We start from the raw sequence: 20,689 nt of genomic DNA, 5'->3' as shown, positions 1-20,689 counted from the left end.
CTTAAAATGCGTTATTCGATCTTTTTATAGCTGTAAATAAGGGAAGAATACTCTTTAGAGAACCAAGCACTGATATTAGACCAAAATCCAATAAAAATTGCTTTAATGGAAAAGCTATTATTCGATTTGTACTTTTCTGAAAGCAGGCTAACATAAAAGGAATCAAAGATCATGGGTTTGGTTTTAGTAAGCTTCATTTTTTCTGAAAACAACAACTCCATACTTTTTCTTGAAAAGTGCCATAAATGTCTCGGAACATCATAAGCCGCCCAAAACGATTTATAATGTTTTGCGTCAAAAGATCTAAAATTAGGAACGGCAATAATTAGGACACCTCCGGGTTTTACTAATTCTTCAATTTTTTTAATGCTCGCTTCTAAATTTGGTAAATGCTCTAGGACATGCCAAAGTGTAACCACATCAAATTGTTCGCCGTAAAAGTCATCTATATTTTCTTTTAGAGAAACTCCTTTTTTGCCAGATAAATTTCGAGCATTCTCATTTGGCTCAACACCAGAAACCTCCCAACCTTGATTTTTGGCGTATTTGCCAAATTCTCCAGTTCCAGCTCCAATATCAAGCAAACTTCCAACACCGCCATTCTGATTTGTGATATGTTTAGTTTTCTTCTGAAGGGACCATCGCTTTACTTTTTGATATAAAAAGGACATGATGCCTTCCTTATTATCTGTATGAGAAATGTAAGCATCGCTCTCGTAATAAGAGCTCAATTTTTCCTCTTCGGGCATTGGAGATGTAATCAACATTTCCGTATCTCTATCGTATATAAGCGAAAATACTTCCGCAGAAACCAGGAAGTCCTTTACATTTGAAAGATAAATATTATCTGTTTTATTCAAGTTGAAGATATTGATGTTCCACGTGGAACAAGTTGATTCTTTTGGAAACTATCGACCCATATAAACTAATAAAACGGAAATGTCATTAGGAGAAACTCCACTAATTCTTGACGCCTGAGAAATAGTAACGGGCTGTATATTGGTAAGCTTTTCTCTAGCTTCATATGACAATGATTTCAATTTAGTATAATCGAAATTCTTTGGAATCTTTAAATTTTCTAGTCGATTAAGTTTGTCGGCATTGTTCTTTTCCTTGGCAATATAACCAGCATATTTTACCTGAACTTCTGCTTGTTGCAGCACTTCATGATCTAGTTCATTTTCCACAATAAATTGCTCAACTTCCTCGATCTGTCTCATATCGTCCATAGTAATATTTGGACGTGAGAATGGCTTTACCATTTTGTCACTTTGTTTTACTGGAGCCGAATCTTTAGATTCAAGTATTGGATTGATCACCTCCGGAAGCACACTTGTTTCAGTAAAAAAGCGTAAAAAAGCATCACTCTTTTCCTTTTTGATCTCCATCGTTTTCATACGTTCATCTGTGGCTAATCCCAACGAATGAGAGAGCGGTGTAAGCCTAAAATCTGCATTGTCTTGACGCAACAAGGTTCGATATTCAGCACGAGAGGTAAACATTCGATAAGGCTCTTCGGTTCCTTTAGTGATCAAATCATCAACAAGAACTCCTATATAAGCCTCATTCCTTTTTAGAATAAAAGGATCTTTATCTTGCACTTTTAAGTGTGCATTAATCCCTGCCATTAATCCTTGCGAAGCCGCCTCTTCATATCCGGTGGTTCCATTAATTTGTCCTGCAAAGTACAAACCAGAAACCAACTTGGTCTCTAAAGTATGTTGAAGCTGAGTTGGTGGAAAATAGTCATATTCTATCGCATACCCTGGTCTAAAAAATTTGACATGCTCAAATCCAGCGACCTCTTTTAACGCCTTAAATTGAATTTCCTCAGGTAAAGAAGTAGAAAATCCATTGATATAATATTCCACAGTATTCCACCCTTCTGGCTCTACAAACAACTGATGTCTGTCCTTATCAGCAAACCGATTTATTTTATCCTCAATGGATGGGCAATAGCGTGGGCCAATACTTTTAATAGAACCATTGAACATTGGTGACCTATCAAAACCTTCTTTAAGCATTTCATGTACAAGCGGACTTGTATATGACATATGACAATCTCGTTGTTTGGTCAAGGGTTTAGTGCTTGCTAAATAGCTAAACTTTTCTGGAATTTCATCACCAGGTTGAACAACCATTTTTGAAAAATCTAAAGAACGCCCATCAACTCTTGGGGGTGTTCCTGTCTTCATTCTACCAGTTTCAAATCCTAGATCAACAAGATCCTTAGTAATTCCTGTGGCTGCTTTTTCACCTGCCCTTCCTCCTCCAAATTGCTTTTCGCCTATATGAATAAGTCCGTTTAAAAAAGTACCATTAGTTAAAATAACAGATTTACCTCTAATCTCCAGTCCGAGAGATGTTCGAACTCCAACCACCTTCTCCTGTTCCACTATGATTCCAGACACCATTTCTTGGTAAAAATCAAGATTCTCTGTTTGCTCCAACATCAATCGCCACATTTCTGAAAAACGCATCCTGTCACTTTGAACACGAGGACTCCACATAGCAGGTCCCTTTGATTTGTTCAACATCTTAAACTGAATCGCTGTCTTGTCGGAAATGATTCCACTATAACCACCCAATGCATCAATTTCTCTAACAATCTGACCTTTTGCGATACCGCCCATAGCTGGATTACAGGACATCTGACCAATGTTTTGAAGATTCATTGTGATCAACAAGGTCTTAGAGCCCATATTTGCAGCTGCAGCTGCAGCCTCTGAACCTGCATGACCAGCCCCAACTACTATAACATCGTATTCTGTTTGAAACATATTTTCTATTGTTCCACGTGGAACATTCTAATCTTTATAAAATTCTTTTGGCAACAAAATTTTGCGGACGCAAAGATACGTTAAATAACTCAAAATCAGTTAGTTATTGTGTAATAAATTGAAAATCAGCTTGCTACAAAAAAGTCCTTGCCCTTAAGGCCTCATCTTCCTTGCTTCTCATTTGCTTTTCCTCTGCAACAGATTTGTCTTTATACCCGCAAAAATGTAAAATTCCATGAATCATCACACGATGGAGTTCATCGGTAAATGGTACATTAAACTCCTCTGCATTTTCCTTTACGCGCTCAATTGAAATATAGATCTCACCGTGAATTTGAGTTCCTAATGAATTGTCAAAACTAATAATATCTGTTAACGTATCATGGTTTAGAAATTGTACATTCAGCTTGTGGAGATACTCATCATCACAAAAGATATAGCTAATGTCTCCCGCTGTACAATTTTCTGAAGCGATAACATTAGCGATCCATTCCGCCATCGAATCCTGTTGTTCTAGTTGAAATTCCGTTTCAGAAAAAAAATCAATCATTCTTATCTTTAAAATAGCTATTTACTTTTTCCTTATACTGTTGCCGCAAAGGTAAGGACTCCCTGTTTAAAATTTCAGTAGTATTAAAGTACTTTTTGACAGCTTCCGGAGATAACCGAAGTGTGTTTTCATAATTACGTCGATTAGCACGAGATTCTCTTTTAGACTCTTGACCTTGTTCGAAATCTGCTTTGTCTAGCTTTAACATCTCATACTGAAGCTCAAGCATTTTTTGAAGGGTACGTTCATTAAAACCTTTATCTAGTAGCTGCTGTTCAACTCCTTCCATTTTACGAAGTAAATCGCCCCCTTTACCGCTAAGACCTTCTTTACTTAGTTTGTCCTCCAATTGCTGCCGTAGTTGCTGTTGCTGTTTATAGATCTCGTAAAGTTCACCATCATTGTTTTCACTCTCACCTTCTTTACCATCTCTACCATTTTCGCCGTTTCCGGACCCCTTTCCATTGCCCGAACCATCACCTTCGCCTTGACCTTCTCCCTGACCTTCTCCTTCTCCTTCTCCTTGGCCTTGGCCCTCTCCTTGACCTTGACCTTGACCTTCACCCTTTCCTTTACCCTCACCTTCTCCTTCTCCTTCGCCCTTGCCTTTACCTTCCCCAGGCTGCATTCCTTCCTTCATTTGTTCACTAAGGCTCTTCTGTTTCTTAATAATATCTGGTAACTGAAATCCCTGTCCCTCTCCACCTTCACCAGGTTTTCCTTTTCCACCGCCGCCTCCGCCTTGTCCAGGCATCTGCATTTGCATATTGTTTAATAACTCACTTAACATTACGGCAAGCTCATTGGCGCCGGTCACAGTATATTGCTGACTAGAAATACCTTCACGCATTTGATTTTCAGCCAAACGCTCAAGTGATTTGTCAAGATTGTACTCAATGTTTGTTAGCGATTCATTTATACGTTCGCTGATCATAGGCTGTCGTAAAGACAGTGAAAACAAACTATCATCTATATGTTGAAAATTTTGTTTTAGATCATTTTGATAATTCAGCTTTTTTCCAAAAACAGGATTGCCATAATTAATCTGTTTGAAATCTTCCATAACATTCTCTTGCTCAAATGAGAATACAACCAAATTATCCAAGATCTGTCGGAGCATATCAACATCTTCCTCTATAGTTTCCATTTGACCAGCCGACATCTGAGCCTGCATTTGCTGTCCCATTTGTTTCATTTTCTGACCCGCTTTCTTCTGATTCTTTTTAGCATCTTCCTTCTTATTCTGTTCAAGATTGTCCGAAGCTTTTTCCTGCTCTTCATCTACCTGCTTTTCACCTTGATCATCTTTAGGTAAATCCATAGGATCTTTTAATCCTTCATTCTCCTTTTCTAATTCTTCCTTTTCCTTTTTGTATTCCTCAAATTTTTCATTTAATTTTTCCTGCTCCTCCTTGGTGTTTTTATTCTCAGGCTTATCGGCTAATTTTTCTTGTTCCTCACCCAATTTAAATAAATCCTCGGCTAGCTTTTCAGCTTTCTTGGTAACATAATAGCGCTTGGTCAATTCTAACAACTGCTCAAGATTTTTCTCCTGATTTTTATTCTGTTTTGCTAATTTCTCTAGCTTTTCTGAAAGATCCTCTTTGGCGATCTTTTCCTGTAACTTTTGAAGCTCTTCCAACAACTTTTCGTTTTCCTCTAGACGTTTTTCGTTTTCTTCCAGTCGCTCCTCTAACTGCTCTTTAAACGGATCTTTCTCCTCATTCTCTGGCTGGAAATTCTCTAGGTTCTCTTTTAGTTCCTTTGAGAAATTTTTCATCATCTGCTCCTGTTGCTTCTGACGTTTTAAAAAATTATCAAGTTTCTTTTTGTCATTCCAGTTGAGCTCTTCCTTTTCTTTTTGCGTTTTAGAAAGCTCTTTCAGCAACTTTTGCTGGTCTTTCATATTTTCAAGCGACTTGTCGAGCTCTTTGATAGATTCCTCCTGATTTTCCAGTTGTTCCTTCTCTTGTTCTTCCTTTGTTAGTTTTCTGAAAGAATACATTCCCGACTTTGAAGACTTAAATTTATGTACCGCATCATTGTCAAAAATTTCGAAATAGTATTCATATGCAACTCCTTCGGTTAAAGGAAGATTTCCAGGAAACGTATAAACAAACTGATCAATGTTTGATTTGTTTAACGGAAGCGTCTCGGTTTGTTTGTTCGCTTCTTCTCCTTCAGCATAATAGACAAGTCGCAATTTTGTAAGTCCGTAGTCATCAGAAACACGCCCTAAGAAATAGGTTAATTGACTATCGGTACTATCTACTTTCGACTGTACGTCAATCTCAGGATATTCATCTTTTATGACACCCAATGTAAACGAGAGATTTTCATAATCCTCCAAAGCTTTGTTCGAAGTTGTGATTGCGTAATCGAGTTTATTATAAATTCCTTTGCTGTAGGTAAATGCCTGTGCCTCTTCAGAAAAAACATAAGCGGTATCCCGCATCTTAAGTTGTACCCTATCTGTGTTTTTTGCGGTAACATTCCATCGTACTCTTGTCCCTTCAGGAACAGTCGCATTCCCTGTACTATTTAAAACCTGATCCTGTTTCCCTGTATAACTCGGATAATCAAGTACCATTTCAAACCCAAGAAGTGAAGGGGTTTTAACAACCTCCAGAGTATATTCTTGCGATGTTACTTTGTTTGCAATAAGCTTAAAATCAATTGCTTCGGTGGGTTGTGAAAATGTATATTCAAACACACCCGGAGCCGTTTGCTGCAGATAATATGTTTCGTTATTATAGCTAATGCTGGCATTTTCAGGAAGGATAGTGCCTTCGGTACGCACTTTTAGCGTGAAGTTTTTATTTTCAATCGCGTTTAATTCATTGTTTACAACATAAAAAGAAAATGGTGCAGGCGGTTCATAGGCGGTATCATAATTTACAACCCGTTTATAACTGCTGCTAAACGTGTCCTTTTCCCCCAACAAACTCACCAAAATAAAGATGATCACCGGAATTGCTGCATATTTTAAATATTTAGCGTTCTTTTTAAAGTTGATCGCACTCTTAAAAGGCACGGGTTGCATCTCACTGGCTTTTTGATCGATACTCGCTGCCAAGAGTTCAGATTCACGCTGATTTTGATTTAACTGTATGACGTTTAGTAGTTTATCATTTATCTGCGGAAAATGATTCCCTATGATCTTTGAAGCTTCTTCATAGCTAATACCATGCTGTAATTTAAAAAGCTTTGCTAACGGAAATGCTATAAACCGAACAAAAAGCCCGATCTCAACAGCCACAAATAACCAAAACAAAACCGTTCGCCCCAGCGGATTTAGCCAAAGAAAGTACTCTACGAGCAGGGTAATGAGCAAATACAGCAGTCCAATGGCAAAAAAGAGAATGGTTCCCTTGATCAAGGCATTGGTATAGTATTTTTTTATAAATTGTTCCAGCTTTTGCTGGATAATGCTAAATGTACTCATGGAGCGGTATTACCCTTATTTAAACTTCTAAAATACGTTTTTATTTCAACAGCAAAAAGCACTCCAAAAAGACTGTATGCTTAACGATCTTAAATACTTAGTTTCTTATTCCATTCCGCTTGCCGCAATTCTTGGTTTGTACTTAAAAGGCAATTGGGCATTCTTTACACCTGTATTTGCTTTTGTGCTAATTCCAATTCTCGAGATCCTGCTTCCAGTTCAGGAAGGAAACCTTTCCGAAGAACAGTCGCTGTCAAAGGCTCAAAACAAATTTTTCAATATTTTGCTCTATCTTAATATACCCATTGTCTTCGGAATTCTGGGGCGGTTTCTTTATAGTATCACCATAGTCAATTATAGTTTAAGTGAGCTCATCGGCCTCACATTTAGCGTGGGGATTGTGGTAGGCTCAAATGGTATTAATGTCGCACATGAATTAGGACATCGCAAATTATGGTGGGAAAATATGCTTGGAAAGCTACTTTTGATCCCTTCTTTGTACATGCATTTCTTTATTGAACACAATTTTGGGCATCATCAAAATGCCGCAACCCATGAAGATCCTGCAAGTGCGTCTTATAATCAAACTGTTTATGGCTTTTGGTTTACGTCTATTTTTAGGCAATATCTCAGTGCCTGGAAAATTCAAATGGATCTATTAAAGCGTGAGAGGCGATCCTTTTTCAGCAGTAAAAATGATATGTTTTGGTATGTTATTATTCAGGGAGTTTATTTGAGTTCCATCTATGTTTTCTTCGGAAGCACTCCGTTATTAGTAGCCATAGCTATTGCCTTAACTGGTGCGCTCTTACTCGAAACCACCAACTATATTGAACATTACGGCTTACGACGGAACAAAACCAAAAGTGGTCGTTATGAGCGCGTTACCGAAATACATTCATGGAATTCAAACCACGTTTTAGGGCGAATGATGCTTTACGAACTAACGCGGCATAGTGATCATCACTATCGTTCGCATAAAAAGTATCAGCTGCTCGAATATCATGATGTGAGTCCGCAAATGCCGTATGGCTACCCAACTTCCATGGTCATAGCGCTAATTCCTCCACTTTGGTTCTCTATCATGAACAAGCGTATTCCTGTCGAAATGCGCCCGGCATAGCAAATCCATGCTACCAATAAACGATAGGGTTTTCTATTGGAATGCAAGAGTGTCGTTGTATCTTTGCCATCTAATTTTTAATCTGAATGATGTCACAAAAAGTCCGCGTACGTTTCGCTCCAAGTCCAACAGGACCACTACATATTGGTGGGGTTCGAACCGCTTTATTCAATTATTTATTTGCAAAAAAACACGGTGGCGATTTTATTCTTAGAATAGAAGACACCGACCAAAATCGCTATGTTCCTGGTGCTGAAGACTACATCGTTGAAGCTATGAACTGGCTAAATATTCCTTTTGATGAAGGCCCTGAAATGGGCGGCAACTGCGGACCTTACCGTCAAAGTGAGCGCAAACATTTGTATAGAGAATACGCCGATAAATTGATTGCTTCAGGCAATGCGTACTACGCTTTTGACACTGCAGACGCCTTAGATGCGCACCGAAAAGATCATGAAGCAAACGGAAAGACCTTCATTTACAATTGGCATAACAGACTAAAATTAAATAATTCATTGGTGTTGTCTTCAGAAGAAGTTCAACAAAAAATAGACGCTGGTGAAAACTATGTAATTCGGTTTAAGTCTCCACAAGACGAACATTTACAGCTTACCGATATCATTCGTGGCAACATTGAAATAGACAGCAATGTACTCGACGACAAAGTTCTTTTTAAGAGTGATGGCATGCCAACCTATCACCTTGCAAATATTGTAGACGATCATTTAATGGCAATTTCTCATGTTATTCGCGGTGAAGAATGGTTGCCTTCGCTTGCACTTCATGTGTTATTGTATAGAGCCTTTGGTTGGGATGCGCCTCAGTTTGCTCACTTACCGTTGATAATGAAGCCGGTGGGTAAAGGAAAACTCAGTAAACGCGATGGTGACAAAATGGGCTTTCCTGTATTTCCTTTGGAGTGGAAAACGGCCGAAGGCGAGATCTATTCAGGATATCGCGAAGATGGTTATTTACCAGAAGCAGTTATTAACTTTCTTGCTTTTCTTGGATGGAATCCAGGAACCGAGCAGGAATTCTTTAGCTTAAAAGAATTGGTTAGTGTTTTTGATCTGGAACGGGTAAGTAAAGGAGGCGCGAAATTTGACCCAGATAAGACCAAGTGGTTTCAGCATCATTATTTACAAGAAATGGATGAGCAAACGCTGGTTTCCCTTTTCAGAAAAGAACTTGAGGCACAAGGTGTTTCTTCTGAAACAGTTGCCAACGTTGACGTGCCAAGGATCGTATCCATGTTGAAAGAACGCGCTACTTTCCCAAAAGATCTTTGGGCTGAAAGTAGTTTCTTTTTTGTTCAACCTTCGGAATACGACGAAAAAGCGTCTAAAAAAGCCTTTAAGGAAGGTACTTCCGATGTGCTTCGGAAAGTTGCTGAGCTGTTAGAAGAAGTAGCTGAATTTACTTCCGAAGAAATTTCAGAAAAAATAAAAGGTTGGATCACTTCCGAAGAAATTGGCTTTGGGAAAGTGATGATGCCATTACGTTTAGCGCTTGTTGGTGAAATGAGCGGTCCAGATGTGTTTGATATTATTGCTATTCTTGGTAAAAAAGAGACAACAACTCGTATTCAAAATGCGATCGCAACTTTAGACTAAAAGTAAAGTACTGCAGCTAGGCTAACGATAGAGACATGACCCTCAAAGTCGGTTTTTTCAAGATCTGCGTCGTTCAATTTACCAAAAAGATTGGTTACACCGTATTGATATAAAGCAGAGATACGAAAATGCTCAAGACCTGCTGTGACGCCTCCTGCAAGATGAAAGTTAATTTTACTCACGTCTTGAATATCTTCAACTTTTAAAGTCTCGTAGCCATCTAAAAGAAAACTGTTTTGACTTTCCGATTTTGGTTTCAGCTTTCCGTTGATATTAAGCATGGGACCAAATTCGATGCTCAAATGCTTTTTAACAATATTGAAACTTCCTAAAAAATTGATCTGTGCTCCTTCCAGAGAATAGGTGACAAATACATCCTCGCTACCATTATTTGCAAGAATATCTACGTTTGAACTCACAAAGTTAATTCCGTAGATCAAGTCGAAATTATTTCGAAACGCCCCACGGGAGGTAAAACCACCGATAAAACCAGAACCAACTTCCGTAGTAAAGTCATCGGTTAAAATATTGGTTTGTGAAAGCCCTCCTTGTAAGCCCAAGAGGTTGTAATCATCGTAATTGCGCTGAGCACGTGACTGATAAATAAACAAAGTAGTAAGGGTAACAAAAATAAAGGAACGAAGACTCATAGCAGAACAACTTGTTAGGCGAATAAAAGTAGGTTTAATTTCGTATCTTGAACGTAGTAATTAACTTAATATTTGAAATCTCATGAATGCACTTCTTATTTTAATGGTTCCCTTAGGAATTATTCTCTTTTTTCTACTCTTATCTTCATTCTTTACGGTTAAGCAACAAACTGCAGCACTGATTGAGAACTTCGGAAAATTTAGTAGTATTAGAAATTCTGGCTTACAGTTCAAAATACCTGTTGTTCAAAGAATTGCGGGGAGAGTCAACTTAAAAATTCAGCAGTTAGATGTACTTGTAGAAACAAAAACGAAAGATGATGTATTTGTCCGACTCAAAATTTCGGTGCAATTTCAGGTCATCCGTGAAAAGGTTTACGACGCATTTTATAAATTACAGAATCCGCATGATCAAATTACCTCATATGTTTTTGATGTAGTGCGTGCTGAAGTTCCAAAAATGAAACTCGATGATGTTTTTGAACGTAAAGACGATATTGCAATTGCAGTAAAGATGGAGCTGAATGAAGCCATGATCAATTATGGATATGACATCATCAAAACTTTAGTAACAGATATAGATCCAGACGTACAGGTAAAAGCAGCTATGAACCGTATTAACGCAGCAGAACGTGAAAAAGTAGCTGCTGAATATGAAGCAGAAGCAGAGCGTATCAAAATCGTAGCAAAGGCTCGTGCTGAAGCTGAGAGTAAGCGTTTACAAGGACAGGGTATAGCAGATCAACGTCGCGAAATTGCTCGCGGATTGGAAGAAAGTGTCGATGTATTAAACAATGTAGGGATCAATTCACAGGAAGCCTCTGCACTTATTGTTGTAACACAGCACTACGATACATTACAATCGATTGGTGAAGAAACCAATACCAACCTTATTTTACTACCAAACTCACCGCAAGCGGGAAGTAATATGCTTAACGATATGATCGCTTCCTTTGTGGCGAGTAATCAAATTGGCGAAGAGATGAAAAAAACAAATGCCGCTAAGGGCATTACCAATAAAAGGAAGAAACGTCCGCCAACGCCACCAAGGCCTCCCGAAGGAGAAGACCTAAATTATTAAAGAAAAAGCCCCAATTTGGGGCTTTTTTAATCTTTAAATCTTTTAATTAATTTTCCTATTCCAAAACTAATTAGGGGAGTAAGCAGTTTAAATATTACCGCACCAGTCGCTGCGCTGCCTATGACTCCTGCAACTAGTTTTGAAGGAGTTACACTATCACGCACCTCATGGAAACTGAGCTTTAGTTCTTCTTTACTAATTTCAGACTGTAAATGCAGCCGTTTCAGATCTTTATCGATCTCTTCAAACGAAGTGTATTTTTTACCCATGTCTTTCGGTTAGTGTTTCAGGTTCGTCTTCCAATATATTTTCAGCCTTCATATCGTCTTCAAAATAGAAAGGATCTTTTTCAAGATCTTCGCCTTCATCTAAGATCAATTCAGAGAATTTTTCCAACATAGTTTTTGTAATAAATTCTTTACCAAATATCAAAATAAATACAAAGACCAAAAAGAAGAAGCCGCCTACTATAAAGAAACCCGCCTGAGTGTTGTCTAAGGCAGTTCCTATCCATAGGGCACAGCCAATAGAAAAGAATGCCAAAAACAGCATCAGCATACTTCCAAGAGCCAACATATTTGTAAGCGAAGTGGCAAACTTCATGGTGGATTTGAATAAGCGGAGCTTGTAGTACTCCGCTGTGCTATTGATGTATTCTTGGGTTTTTTCCCCGGTCAGGTTGATGTTTTCAGACAGTGTCTCGAAACTCATACTATACAGTTGCTTTTTTAACAGATGCCTTAGCCTTATCAATAGTAGCATCTTTTTGAAGTTTCGCATTTTGCTTGCGTAAAGCTTCCAGTTTGTCTTCCATTGCAACTAAGATATCATCAGCCTTGTAACTTGCTGAAGACAAGGTTTCGTTTAACTTTTGTTCAAAAGTAATACGAGCGCTCTTTGCTTTATCAGACAACTGATTGGTTGTCTCATCATATTGCTTTTTAAGCTTCTTTTGTGCCTTCTTGGTTTCTTTACCAATTTTATCGCGCGTTTTAGTTCCTTTATCTGGCGCATATAAAATTCCTATTCCAGCTCCAATTGCTGCTCCAGTTAATAATGCCAATAGTGTTTGTCCTGTATTTGATGCCATAATGAGTTGTTTTAATTGTTAGTACTCTGTAGTAATAAACCAAAGATACGATGTCTCTCAACCAAAGCGTGTTAACAACCGGTTAATAGATATTTTAACACCCTTAAAATCTTCTTAAAAAGACATCAAACTTGCCAAATACTCTTAAAATTTTGGTAAATACGGGTGTTGAACTCTTAAAATTTCGAGTATCGAATAGAAAATAGTGTCTGTCGTTAACGCTTGATTTTTTGCTTCGGAAAAAGACAAAACAACCTCAGGATACTTCTCTCTATAGCTTTCAGAAAACCATATGATATATCCTGGATTCTCTAGCGCCGCTCCTGTCTGTGCATGTAAATATTTTCCACCTTCTCCTAATAATTCCCCGTGATCTGAAACATAGATCATCGCTGTAGGAACATCTTGCTGCTTAAGACGCTCAATCACATCCGCCAAGAAAAAGTCTAAATACAATATTGTATTATCGTATGAATTGATCATTTGTTGCCTTGTAAGCGATGGCACATATTTGCTATCTATTACAGGTGTATATCTTCGGAAATCGTCTGTATAACGGTTTTCATAATACCAGTGACTGCCCATCATGTGCAAGGTGGTCAGTGAGATCTCACTTTGCTTTAAGGCAGCATCTAAAGAGGGTAAAAGTGCTTCGTCTAGCGCCTTCCGAAAGCTAAATTCAGATTTATACGCGTCTATTAATTCAACCGATTCATTCGTATAAACGATAGGCTCAAACGATTTTTCTAGCGTCTGATTACCAATCCATTTGGTTTGAACGCCTGCTGCTGCAGCTACCGAATATACTGAGGTGTACACTTCTTTCTTGTGTTCTTCGGAAAGCGGCTCGTCTGTCAAAATTTGAGGCACGCTAGAACCAGTATAGGTATTGCTTGTAAATAAGTTGGTAAAACTGATCAGGTTACGCGCTTCCGAAAGTGATGGTGTGGTTTCTCTTTCATATCCATTTAAGCCTAAATGATCTGCCCGAACGGTCTCTCCGAGCACAAAAACTACTTTTAAAGAGTCGGTTTCTTTTGTGGCGCGTTCTATCGCTGTGTTTAATTGAAGCGTTGGTTTTTCAAAATAAGTTACCATCCCTTGCACCACATTATACGGAAGACGGTTTTTTAAACTCCCCGGGCGCTTTTGTTCCAAATAGAAAAACAGGGCAATACAGCCTAGAGCAGGGATTAGAAACCATCTAAATCCATTTGTTGGATGAATCGTGCGGTATAATTTCAGAAGAAAATATAAGACAACAATTACAAACAGATAAAACAGCACAAAAGGCCATGTGATAAGATCTGCAGCAATATCTGGTTTTGTTTCTATTACAGCTTGAATCAATCCTGGAGTAACTGAAATATCCTGCGAATACGCCCAAAAAGCAAATCCAGCATAGATCATAAAAAGAACGCTAAAACCAATTTTAAAGACCCAACGCTGTAGGCTTAAAAAATAGAGTAAACCTGCCAAGGTGGTTTGTAAGGCGCAGAGGTGAACAAAATATATGGCGGTATCTTTAAAACCAACAAGCGGCGTATGATAATACGAAGCTCCTGTAATAAATAGCACGACCACTACATTAAGTAGTAGGTGAAATGCGATGTTGGGTTTAAGACTTCGTAACTTTTCCATCTAACAAAGGAGCATATTTATTAACCAACCAAATTACAGGAATTACAAGCAAGACCTGAACGATAGCAACCATAAATTTTTGCCATTCGGTAAACTCAAAAACGGTCATTCCCACCACAAGCATTAACACCAATTTTATCACCGTTAAGGCACGCAAATGGGTTGCTAAGATCACAATGGTGTGTTTTCCTAAATACGACAAGAAATTAAAAACAGGCACAAGCTTAAAAAATAGTAAATAGGTAACAGAACCTGTGAGTCCGCTGACAAAGAAAAATACCTCATCACCATATAATGATCGATACATATCCACTTTTGACGGATTGTAATAAAAGGTTACCACATGTATAACGCCTAAAATAACAAGTGTCGCTAACGCCTGAAGCTTTGTTAATTTAAACAGAGTCTCTTTAAGCACATTTCCGAAGGCATAAAAGCCCATTGCAACCCAGGCAACATCCAGGCTCCAAGGTAAGTGTATCTCTAGAGTCTTAGGAATTATAAAACCCGCTAAAACCACTACTAACAATAAAATTTGAGAAACTAATCGATTCTTTATTTTTTGGATAGCCGCATATGAAACAAACACAAGAAAGATACAAGGTAAGAACCACATTGGGATTCCCCAATCCATATATGTTTGTCCGCCCTGAGCGTAAAAAATACCTAAAAAATTATCGAGTACAGAAAGTCCGGCCTCACTACTGTCGCCAAATTTTCTTCCAACAAAGGCCCAAAATAAAAATAACAGTGTAGCCCAGATAAAATAGGGCGCTAAGATCATTTTCGCCCTGCGTTTTACTACAGAAAATGTGACGTTTTTTGGATGAAACATCCCCGCAATAAAAAAGAATAAGGGAACGTGAAAACTATAGATGTACGGTTCATTTATAGGAAAGTTATGACCATTGACAACCAAAAAGATGGATAAGCCTCTTGCTTGATCGATCCATTTTTTTCTTGTATCCATATAGCGAAAATAGCTAAAAATTGCTGAAGAAAGCTATAGCATTTCTTTAGCCTCGTTTGCTAGGGTTTCGTTTTTATCCTCAGAAGCTATCTCAATAAAATTTTTGGCAGCTTCGGTACGCTCATGACCATTTTTCAGTACAACGTCTAGCGCAAGTAGTACAATCATTCGAGTTCCTGCTTTCTTTGCTGCGGTGCCAAATAAAGGTTCTAACTCTTCATAGGAAACGTTTTTTGCCAATTCCTGAATAGTCGATTTAATTACCAATTGCTTTTCTTCTGGTAAATTCATATATTTTTTACCAAACTGCTTGATCTCTTCAATAGCAGGTCTTGCGGGACGCTCTTGCTTTTTTTGTTGTTGCTGTGCGGCTGGTTTTTGCTTCGCCCAAGAATCACGCAAGCCAACCGTTTTATTAAAAACTAGATGATCTTGGGTGCTATCTTTATCAACATTAAAATAGCCAATACGTTGAAACTGAAAACGATCACCTTCTTTCGCTTCCTTTAAATAGGGTTCTACAAAAGCATTGATCACCGTTAACGAATTTGGATTGATAAAATCCATAAAGTCTTTATCCTTGTGACTATCGGGTGCTTCGTCTGTAAAAAGTCTGTCGTAAACACGAACTTCTGCCTGAATAGCGTGTTTTATAGAAACCCAATGCAGTGTTCCTTTAACCTTCCGAAGTGAAGCTTCCGAGCCACTTCCGCTTAAACTATCGGGATCGTACGTAGCGTGAATTTCGGTAATATTTCCGGAGGCATCTTTTACAACTTCAGTTCCTTTAATGATGTATGAATTCTTTAAACGCACCTCGCCACCTAGCGTTAAACGGAAAAATTTACTGCCTGCCTCTTCTTTAAAATCTTCTTTTTCTATATACAACTCACGAGAAAAAGGTACTTGATGGCTTCCAGCATTTTCGTCTTCTGGATTATTTTCTGCATCAAACCACTCTTCTTTTCCTTCAGCATAATTGGTAATGATCAACTTAACTGGGTCTAAGACAGCCATGACACGGTTTGCTGTTTTATTGAGATCTTCGCGGATACAAAACTCTAAAAGCGACACATCAATCACATTCTCACGCTTTGCCACACCCACAGTTTCTACAAACTTCCGAATAGAATTTGGTGTATAGCCACGTCTTCGCAACCCCGAAATAGTAGGCATTCTTGGGTCGTCCCAACCAGAAACAACGCCGTCTTGCACCAATTTGAGTAATTTTCGCTTACTCATGATGGTATAACTCAGGTTTAATCGAGCAAATTCTGTTTGATTTGGCACATGCGGATATTCATCGTCGCTATATACATGCACAATATCCCGAAACCAATTATAAAGCTTTCTGTGGGGTTTAAACTCTAAAGAGCACAATGAGTGCGAAACTTGTTCAATATAGTCGCTCTCGCCGTGTGTCCAATCATACATGGGATAAATACACCAGTCATTTCCAGTGCGGTGGTGATGTTTCTTTAATATTCGATACATCAACGGATCACGCATCAGCATGTTTGGATCTTCCATATCGATCTTAGCGCGGAGTACATGACTTCCCTCGTCAAACTCTCCTGCCTTCATACGCTCAAAAAGATCTAAATTTTCAGCTACAGAGCGATCACGAAATGGACTATTGGTACCCACCTGCGTAGGCGTTCCTTTTTGTAATGCCATGGCTTCGCTTGATTGCGAATCTACATAAGCCTTCCCGTCTTTGATCATTTGAACGGCCCAATCATACAGCTGCTGAAAGTAATCTGACGAATAGCACTCATTAGCCCAAGTATAGCCTAGCCAAGAAATGTCACGCTTAATGGCATCTACATATTCTTGTTCCTCTTTCGCCGGATTGGTATCATCAAAGCGTAGATTTACTGGGGCGTTATATTTTTCGCCTAATCCAAAGCTAATTCCAATAGCTTTGGTGTGTCCAATATGCAAATAACCATTCGGTTCTGGTGGAAATCGAAAACGTAAGTTCTTCGGATCCATACCATTTTTAAGGTCATTTTCTATGATGTGCTCAATAAAATTGAGAGGTTCTTTAGCGTCGCTCATGATTCAAAAATAAAGAACAAAGGTAGTTAATAAACTTAAAATTGGATGGAATTTAATAAGTAGGCAAACGGGGATTTGTATCTTTGCGGAAAGCATATTTTATGGATACCATTCGGTTAAAGAATATTAAGATTTACGCCTTTCACGGGTGTTTGGTTGAAGAAGAAAAAATTGGAAGTGATTACTTAGTAAATCTTACTGTAAAGGCAGATCTAAGCAAGGCTGCAAAAACAGATAAATTGGCCGATACTGTTGATTATGTGCATCTTCAGAAGATCGTAAGAGAACAAATGGCCATACGATCTAAATTATTAGAGCAGGTTGGACAGCGAATTATTGATGTAGTTTTTTCTGAAATTTCAGAAGTAAAAAGTATCAAGGTGACTGTAGCTAAGATGAATCCTCCTATTGGTGGTGATGTTGCGGAAGTAAGTGTTACTATGAAATCACAGCGCTAAAAAGTCGCATGATACTTGCATTGGGTGTATGATAAAAGTATTTTTTAGTTGTAAATTTTCAACTTAATCAATTATATTTGCCCAGCATTTGTGGGAGATTCCTGCTTTTGTATAAAAATTGGCATCATGGCCGAGTGGCTAGGCAGAGGTCTGCAAAACCTTCTACAGCGGTTCGAATCCGCTTGATGCCTCGAGAAGAAACCTTCAGTATCAACTGAAGGTTTTTTTATGTTTAATTTTTAAGAAAAATTAATAAAAGATACTACAGCGGTTCGAATTTGATTGATACCCTCTAGACGGGTTTTCAGTTGATACTAAAGGTTTTTGTATGTAGTTTTTTACTAAAAATCATTAAAAGATACTATAGTGGATCAAATCCGTTTAATGCCCTGTAGAAGGATCTTCAGTTGATACTGAAGATTTTTGTATGTAGTTTTTTACTAAAAATCATTAAAAGATACTATAGTGGATCAAATCCGTTTAATGCCCTATAGAAGGATCTTCAGTTGATACTAAAAGTTTTTATATATAGTTTCTACTAAAAATTATTAAAGATGCTATAGTGGGTCAGATCCAATTGATGTTCTTTGGAAGGTTCTTCAGTTAATACTGAAAGTTTTTACATATAGTTTTTTACTAAAATCATTAAAAGATACTACAGCGGATCGAATCCGTTTGATGTTCTTTAGAAGGGTCTATAGTTGATACTAAAGGTTTTTGTATGTAGTTTTTTACTAAAAATCATTAAAAGATACTATAGTGGGTCAGATCCGTTTAATGCCCTGTAGAGGGGTCTTCAGTTGATACTAAAGGTTTTTATGCCTAATTTTTAAGCATTAATAAAAGGGCTAAAGTATTTGAAGAAATTAGAAGCCTGTTGTAAAAAGATTCCTTGCTCCTTTAATTCCGCATTTTTGATATTTGTTATAAGCTTGTGCTGCTCGTTCTTCAATTTCTAAATCACTTTCTCTGTTTAGCCAACCATCTATAGCAGCTTTTAGCGTGTATGCTTCCGGAGCCATCAAATGTGTGGTCCATAAAAGAGGCTTTGCGTTGGATTTGAGTAATTCAGATTTAAAAAAATCTTTGCTATAGCAGGCTAAAATAATGGCGTCCTTTTTATTTTCGGTTTCATTTTTATAAGAAACGTCCACGGTAAATTCCATAAGTCCGTCGTGACCAATATAAGCTACTAAATTTGCGTCACCACCAAAACATAGTTCCTCTTTATCAATCGCTATTTTTTTTGTGTTTTGTGAATTAGAAGCTAGTAAAAAATCTTCAATGCAGTTCTTTATTTTCTTCCCGTCATAGGCATCTGCGATCATATAAACATTTTTTGTTTTATGCTTAAATAACACGCTTTCAAGTATACTACTATTTTCTGTTTGTAGGGTTTTAACTAATTCCCAATCTTTCGATTTGTTTTTGAAAAAAGATTTAATTCCATAAGCCGCTCCCCAATACAAATTAGACCTTGGGTCTTGCCCATTTCCTAATGAACTAGGTACTGGTACGATTCCTTGGTTTATATTATCACATAATGCCACAAAAACATGGATGGTTTCTGTTTGTGCTCTGATCGTGGAAAAGAGAGAAATAAAGAATATTATAAGAACAAATCGCTTCATATAGTATTAAATACAGCTATATAAACGCGCGTTCATCTAATAATAGTGTGGTTCGTAAGACTTGAGCACTATTTAAAAAAGTGAATATTAGATGCCTTGAACGTCTTCTACTGGAGGAATGGGTTTATCAATAGGAAGTTGGGTACTTGGAATTTTTTCAAGTCCTGCTTTTACACGACTCGGGAAAAAGCCTTCTAAGAGTAATAAAACGCCAAAACAAATAATTAAAATACTTACCCATTTCTTGGTTTTAAAAATAAATCGCGGGGTCATCTTACTTTTTAATTTTTTAGCCAAGGTAATTTTTAAAAGATCGGTTAGAATAAAGGTGATCATCACCGTAGATAGAAAGAAAAAGACACCGTTCTTAGAAGTAGTGAGTGCATTTGCCATGATGATAGTTCCTATCCAACCTGCAAGAACACCAAAATTTACAAAATTAAGTAGGAATCCTTTTAAGAAGAGTCCGCCTAAATTCTTCTTTACATTAACCGCATAGTGTTCTCGAGCAATTTTTATAAATGATTTTGCTGTTCGTATATAGGAAATAACACCGTACACAATAAGAATAGCACCGCCAAAAATAAGTAATCCTGGGTCATCCTTGACTCGATCTAAGATCTTACTCGTACTAAAATAAGCGATTAAAATAAAAATGATGTCGGCTACAATCGCCCCTAAATCGAAAGCAATTCCGGCACGAAAACCTTTGGTAATACTTGTTTCAATTAGAGTAAAGAAGACTGGACCCACTGCAAAAGCGAGAAGAAATCCATAAAAAGCTGCGTACCCTAGACCGTCAAACATACCTAAGGTAAAAATACAATAAAGTTTAGATTCCGTTGGCTATATCGACACAAATGCTGACTACATTACTTTGATACGGCCGCCTGCAAATTGTTTTTTATTTACTGTTGTTGGGTTTCCGAAAATCACAATATCACCACCAGCAGTAACTTTAGCATCAACTTTATTACTAGCGCGTACTTCAGCTTCACCTGCTGCAGTAATTTTTACTTTGGTATTTTCTGTTTGAAGTGTTCTTCCGTTAAATATTCCTCCAGTATTCAGTGTGATTTCCTGCATATTTGCAGTACCTGTAGCTTCAATGATTCCACCGGTAACCGATTTGATCTTAGCATACTTCACATTTAAAGCAATATTAATAGTCCCACCTTCTTGAGCACGTAATTCAATATTATTCTGCTTCAACACCTCATTTACTGTAATCTCAGTACCTTCATTTGCATCGATAACATCAATATTTTTTGCGTAAACTTCAATATACGTGTCTTCTCCGTGGAAGCGCTTTTCAGTATGCATACGCACCTTTAGCGTTCCATTATCGTTGATCACTTTGATATCGTTAGAATATTCTCCTTTTATCACTACTTTGTTTTCTTCCGAAGGAATCAAACGAACAAATACCAGATCAAACACCTTGAGCTCACTAAAATCTCCAACATCTTTCGTGATCATTTGCTGAGAAAATAAACTACTTGTAAATAGAATAATAGTTAAAGTAATAAGACTTTTCATGGTTTCCCGTATTAAATATTTTCCTAAAGAGTCTATTTTCTGTAAAATGTTACACTT

Annotated in this window: 18 protein-coding genes and 1 tRNA gene; 5 read left to right on the top strand and 14 right to left on the bottom strand. The window is 37.7% G+C overall.

Features of this window, described 5'->3' with window-relative positions:
• Positions 1 to 11: 11 nt before the first annotated feature.
• The 4 genes from ACY2RU_RS12165 to ACY2RU_RS12150 all read right to left on the bottom strand — a co-directional run bounded on the left by ACY2RU_RS12165 (position 12) and on the right by ACY2RU_RS12150 (position 6,775).
• Positions 12 to 860 (bottom strand): class I SAM-dependent methyltransferase, encoded by an 849-nt coding sequence (locus tag ACY2RU_RS12165; RefSeq protein WP_490138732.1) that lies wholly within the window; start codon positions 858 to 860, stop codon positions 12 to 14.
• Positions 861 to 908: 48 nt separating this feature from the next.
• Positions 909 to 2,780 (bottom strand): tRNA uridine-5-carboxymethylaminomethyl(34) synthesis enzyme MnmG, encoded by a 1,872-nt coding sequence (gene mnmG, locus ACY2RU_RS12160; RefSeq protein WP_490138731.1) that lies wholly within the window; start codon positions 2,778 to 2,780, stop codon positions 909 to 911.
• Between the two features lie 133 nt (positions 2,781 to 2,913).
• The gene (gene ybeY, locus ACY2RU_RS12155) at positions 2,914 to 3,330 is read right to left on the bottom strand and encodes an rRNA maturation RNase YbeY (protein ID WP_490138730.1); all 417 of its coding nucleotides are present in this window, start codon (positions 3,328 to 3,330) and stop codon (positions 2,914 to 2,916) included.
• Positions 3,323 to 6,775: a hypothetical protein gene (locus ACY2RU_RS12150; protein ID WP_490138729.1), complete on the bottom strand. Its 3,453-nt coding sequence runs from the start codon at positions 6,773 to 6,775 to the stop codon at positions 3,323 to 3,325. The genes ybeY and ACY2RU_RS12150 overlap by 8 nt, the downstream gene beginning before the upstream one ends.
• A gap of 76 nt (positions 6,776 to 6,851) precedes the next feature.
• Here ACY2RU_RS12150 and ACY2RU_RS12145 point away from each other — a divergent pair, with 76 nt between their 5' ends.
• Entirely contained in the window at positions 6,852 to 7,898 is a 1,047-nt protein-coding gene (locus tag ACY2RU_RS12145; RefSeq protein WP_490138728.1) for an alkane 1-monooxygenase, read from the top strand.
• An 89-nt stretch (positions 7,899 to 7,987) separates the two neighbouring features.
• The gene (gene gltX / locus ACY2RU_RS12140; RefSeq protein WP_490138854.1) at positions 7,988 to 9,511 is read left to right on the top strand and encodes a glutamate--tRNA ligase; all 1,524 of its coding nucleotides are present in this window, start codon (positions 7,988 to 7,990) and stop codon (positions 9,509 to 9,511) included.
• Here gltX and ACY2RU_RS12135 read toward each other — a convergent pair.
• Complete coding sequence (locus tag ACY2RU_RS12135; RefSeq protein ID WP_490138727.1) at positions 9,508 to 10,161, bottom strand: hypothetical protein; 654 nt, start codon at positions 10,159 to 10,161, stop codon at positions 9,508 to 9,510. The two genes, gltX and ACY2RU_RS12135, sit on opposite strands and share 4 nt — an antisense overlap.
• A 103-nt stretch (positions 10,162 to 10,264) precedes the next feature.
• Between ACY2RU_RS12135 and ACY2RU_RS12130 the strand changes: the two genes are divergently transcribed.
• The gene (locus ACY2RU_RS12130) at positions 10,265 to 11,242 is read left to right on the top strand and encodes an SPFH domain-containing protein (RefSeq protein ID WP_490138853.1); all 978 of its coding nucleotides are present in this window, start codon (positions 10,265 to 10,267) and stop codon (positions 11,240 to 11,242) included.
• A gap of 26 nt (positions 11,243 to 11,268) precedes the next feature.
• Here the strand turns inward: ACY2RU_RS12130 and ACY2RU_RS12125 are convergent, their stop codons facing one another.
• The 6 genes from ACY2RU_RS12125 to ACY2RU_RS12100 all read right to left on the bottom strand — a co-directional run bounded on the left by ACY2RU_RS12125 (position 11,269) and on the right by ACY2RU_RS12100 (position 17,004).
• Positions 11,269 to 11,511 carry a DUF6327 family protein gene (locus tag ACY2RU_RS12125; protein ID WP_490138726.1) on the bottom strand — a complete coding sequence of 81 codons (243 nt, stop codon included), beginning with the start codon at positions 11,509 to 11,511 and terminating at the stop codon, positions 11,269 to 11,271.
• The gene (locus ACY2RU_RS12120; protein WP_490138725.1) at positions 11,504 to 11,953 is read right to left on the bottom strand and encodes a phage holin family protein; all 450 of its coding nucleotides are present in this window, start codon (positions 11,951 to 11,953) and stop codon (positions 11,504 to 11,506) included. The genes ACY2RU_RS12125 and ACY2RU_RS12120 overlap by 8 nt, the downstream gene beginning before the upstream one ends.
• 1 nt (position 11,954) lies before the next feature.
• Positions 11,955 to 12,332 (bottom strand): YtxH domain-containing protein, encoded by a 378-nt coding sequence (locus tag ACY2RU_RS12115; RefSeq protein ID WP_490138724.1) that lies wholly within the window; start codon positions 12,330 to 12,332, stop codon positions 11,955 to 11,957.
• A 144-nt stretch (positions 12,333 to 12,476) separates the two neighbouring features.
• Entirely contained in the window at positions 12,477 to 13,973 is a 1,497-nt protein-coding gene (locus ACY2RU_RS12110; protein ID WP_490138723.1) for a phosphoethanolamine transferase, read from the bottom strand.
• A complete protein-coding gene (locus ACY2RU_RS12105; protein WP_490138722.1) occupies positions 13,951 to 14,943 on the bottom strand; it encodes an acyltransferase family protein in 993 nt (330 codons plus the stop codon). Before ACY2RU_RS12105 ends, ACY2RU_RS12110 begins: the two co-directional genes overlap by 23 nt.
• A 33-nt stretch (positions 14,944 to 14,976) precedes the next feature.
• On the bottom strand, positions 14,977 to 17,004 hold the full coding sequence (locus ACY2RU_RS12100) for a glutamine--tRNA ligase/YqeY domain fusion protein (protein WP_490138721.1): 2,028 nt from the start codon (positions 17,002 to 17,004) through the stop codon (positions 14,977 to 14,979).
• Between the two features lie 101 nt (positions 17,005 to 17,105).
• Between ACY2RU_RS12100 and folB the strand changes: the two genes are divergently transcribed.
• A complete protein-coding gene (folB, locus tag ACY2RU_RS12095; RefSeq protein ID WP_490138720.1) occupies positions 17,106 to 17,462 on the top strand; it encodes a dihydroneopterin aldolase in 357 nt (118 codons plus the stop codon).
• Positions 17,463 to 17,582: 120 nt separating this feature from the next.
• Positions 17,583 to 17,653 (top strand) — tRNA-Cys (locus ACY2RU_RS12090).
• A 675-nt stretch (positions 17,654 to 18,328) separates the two neighbouring features.
• Here the strand turns inward: ACY2RU_RS12090 and ACY2RU_RS12085 are convergent.
• From ACY2RU_RS12085 to ACY2RU_RS12075, 3 genes are all read right to left on the bottom strand, one after another.
• The gene (locus tag ACY2RU_RS12085; RefSeq protein WP_490138719.1) at positions 18,329 to 19,093 is read right to left on the bottom strand and encodes a hypothetical protein; all 765 of its coding nucleotides are present in this window, start codon (positions 19,091 to 19,093) and stop codon (positions 18,329 to 18,331) included.
• A gap of 87 nt (positions 19,094 to 19,180) precedes the next feature.
• Complete coding sequence (locus tag ACY2RU_RS12080; RefSeq protein ID WP_490138718.1) at positions 19,181 to 19,900, bottom strand: LysE family translocator; 720 nt, start codon at positions 19,898 to 19,900, stop codon at positions 19,181 to 19,183.
• Positions 19,901 to 19,960: 60 nt separating this feature from the next.
• Positions 19,961 to 20,632, bottom strand: a complete 672-nt coding sequence (locus ACY2RU_RS12075; protein WP_490138717.1) for a head GIN domain-containing protein — start codon at positions 20,630 to 20,632, stop codon at positions 19,961 to 19,963.
• Positions 20,633 to 20,689: the final 57 nt, after the last annotated feature.

The sequence above is a fragment of the Ulvibacter sp. 2305UL32-6 genome (genome assembly GCF_058148545.1).
This window is presented reverse-complemented; position numbering and strand designations above follow the sequence as displayed.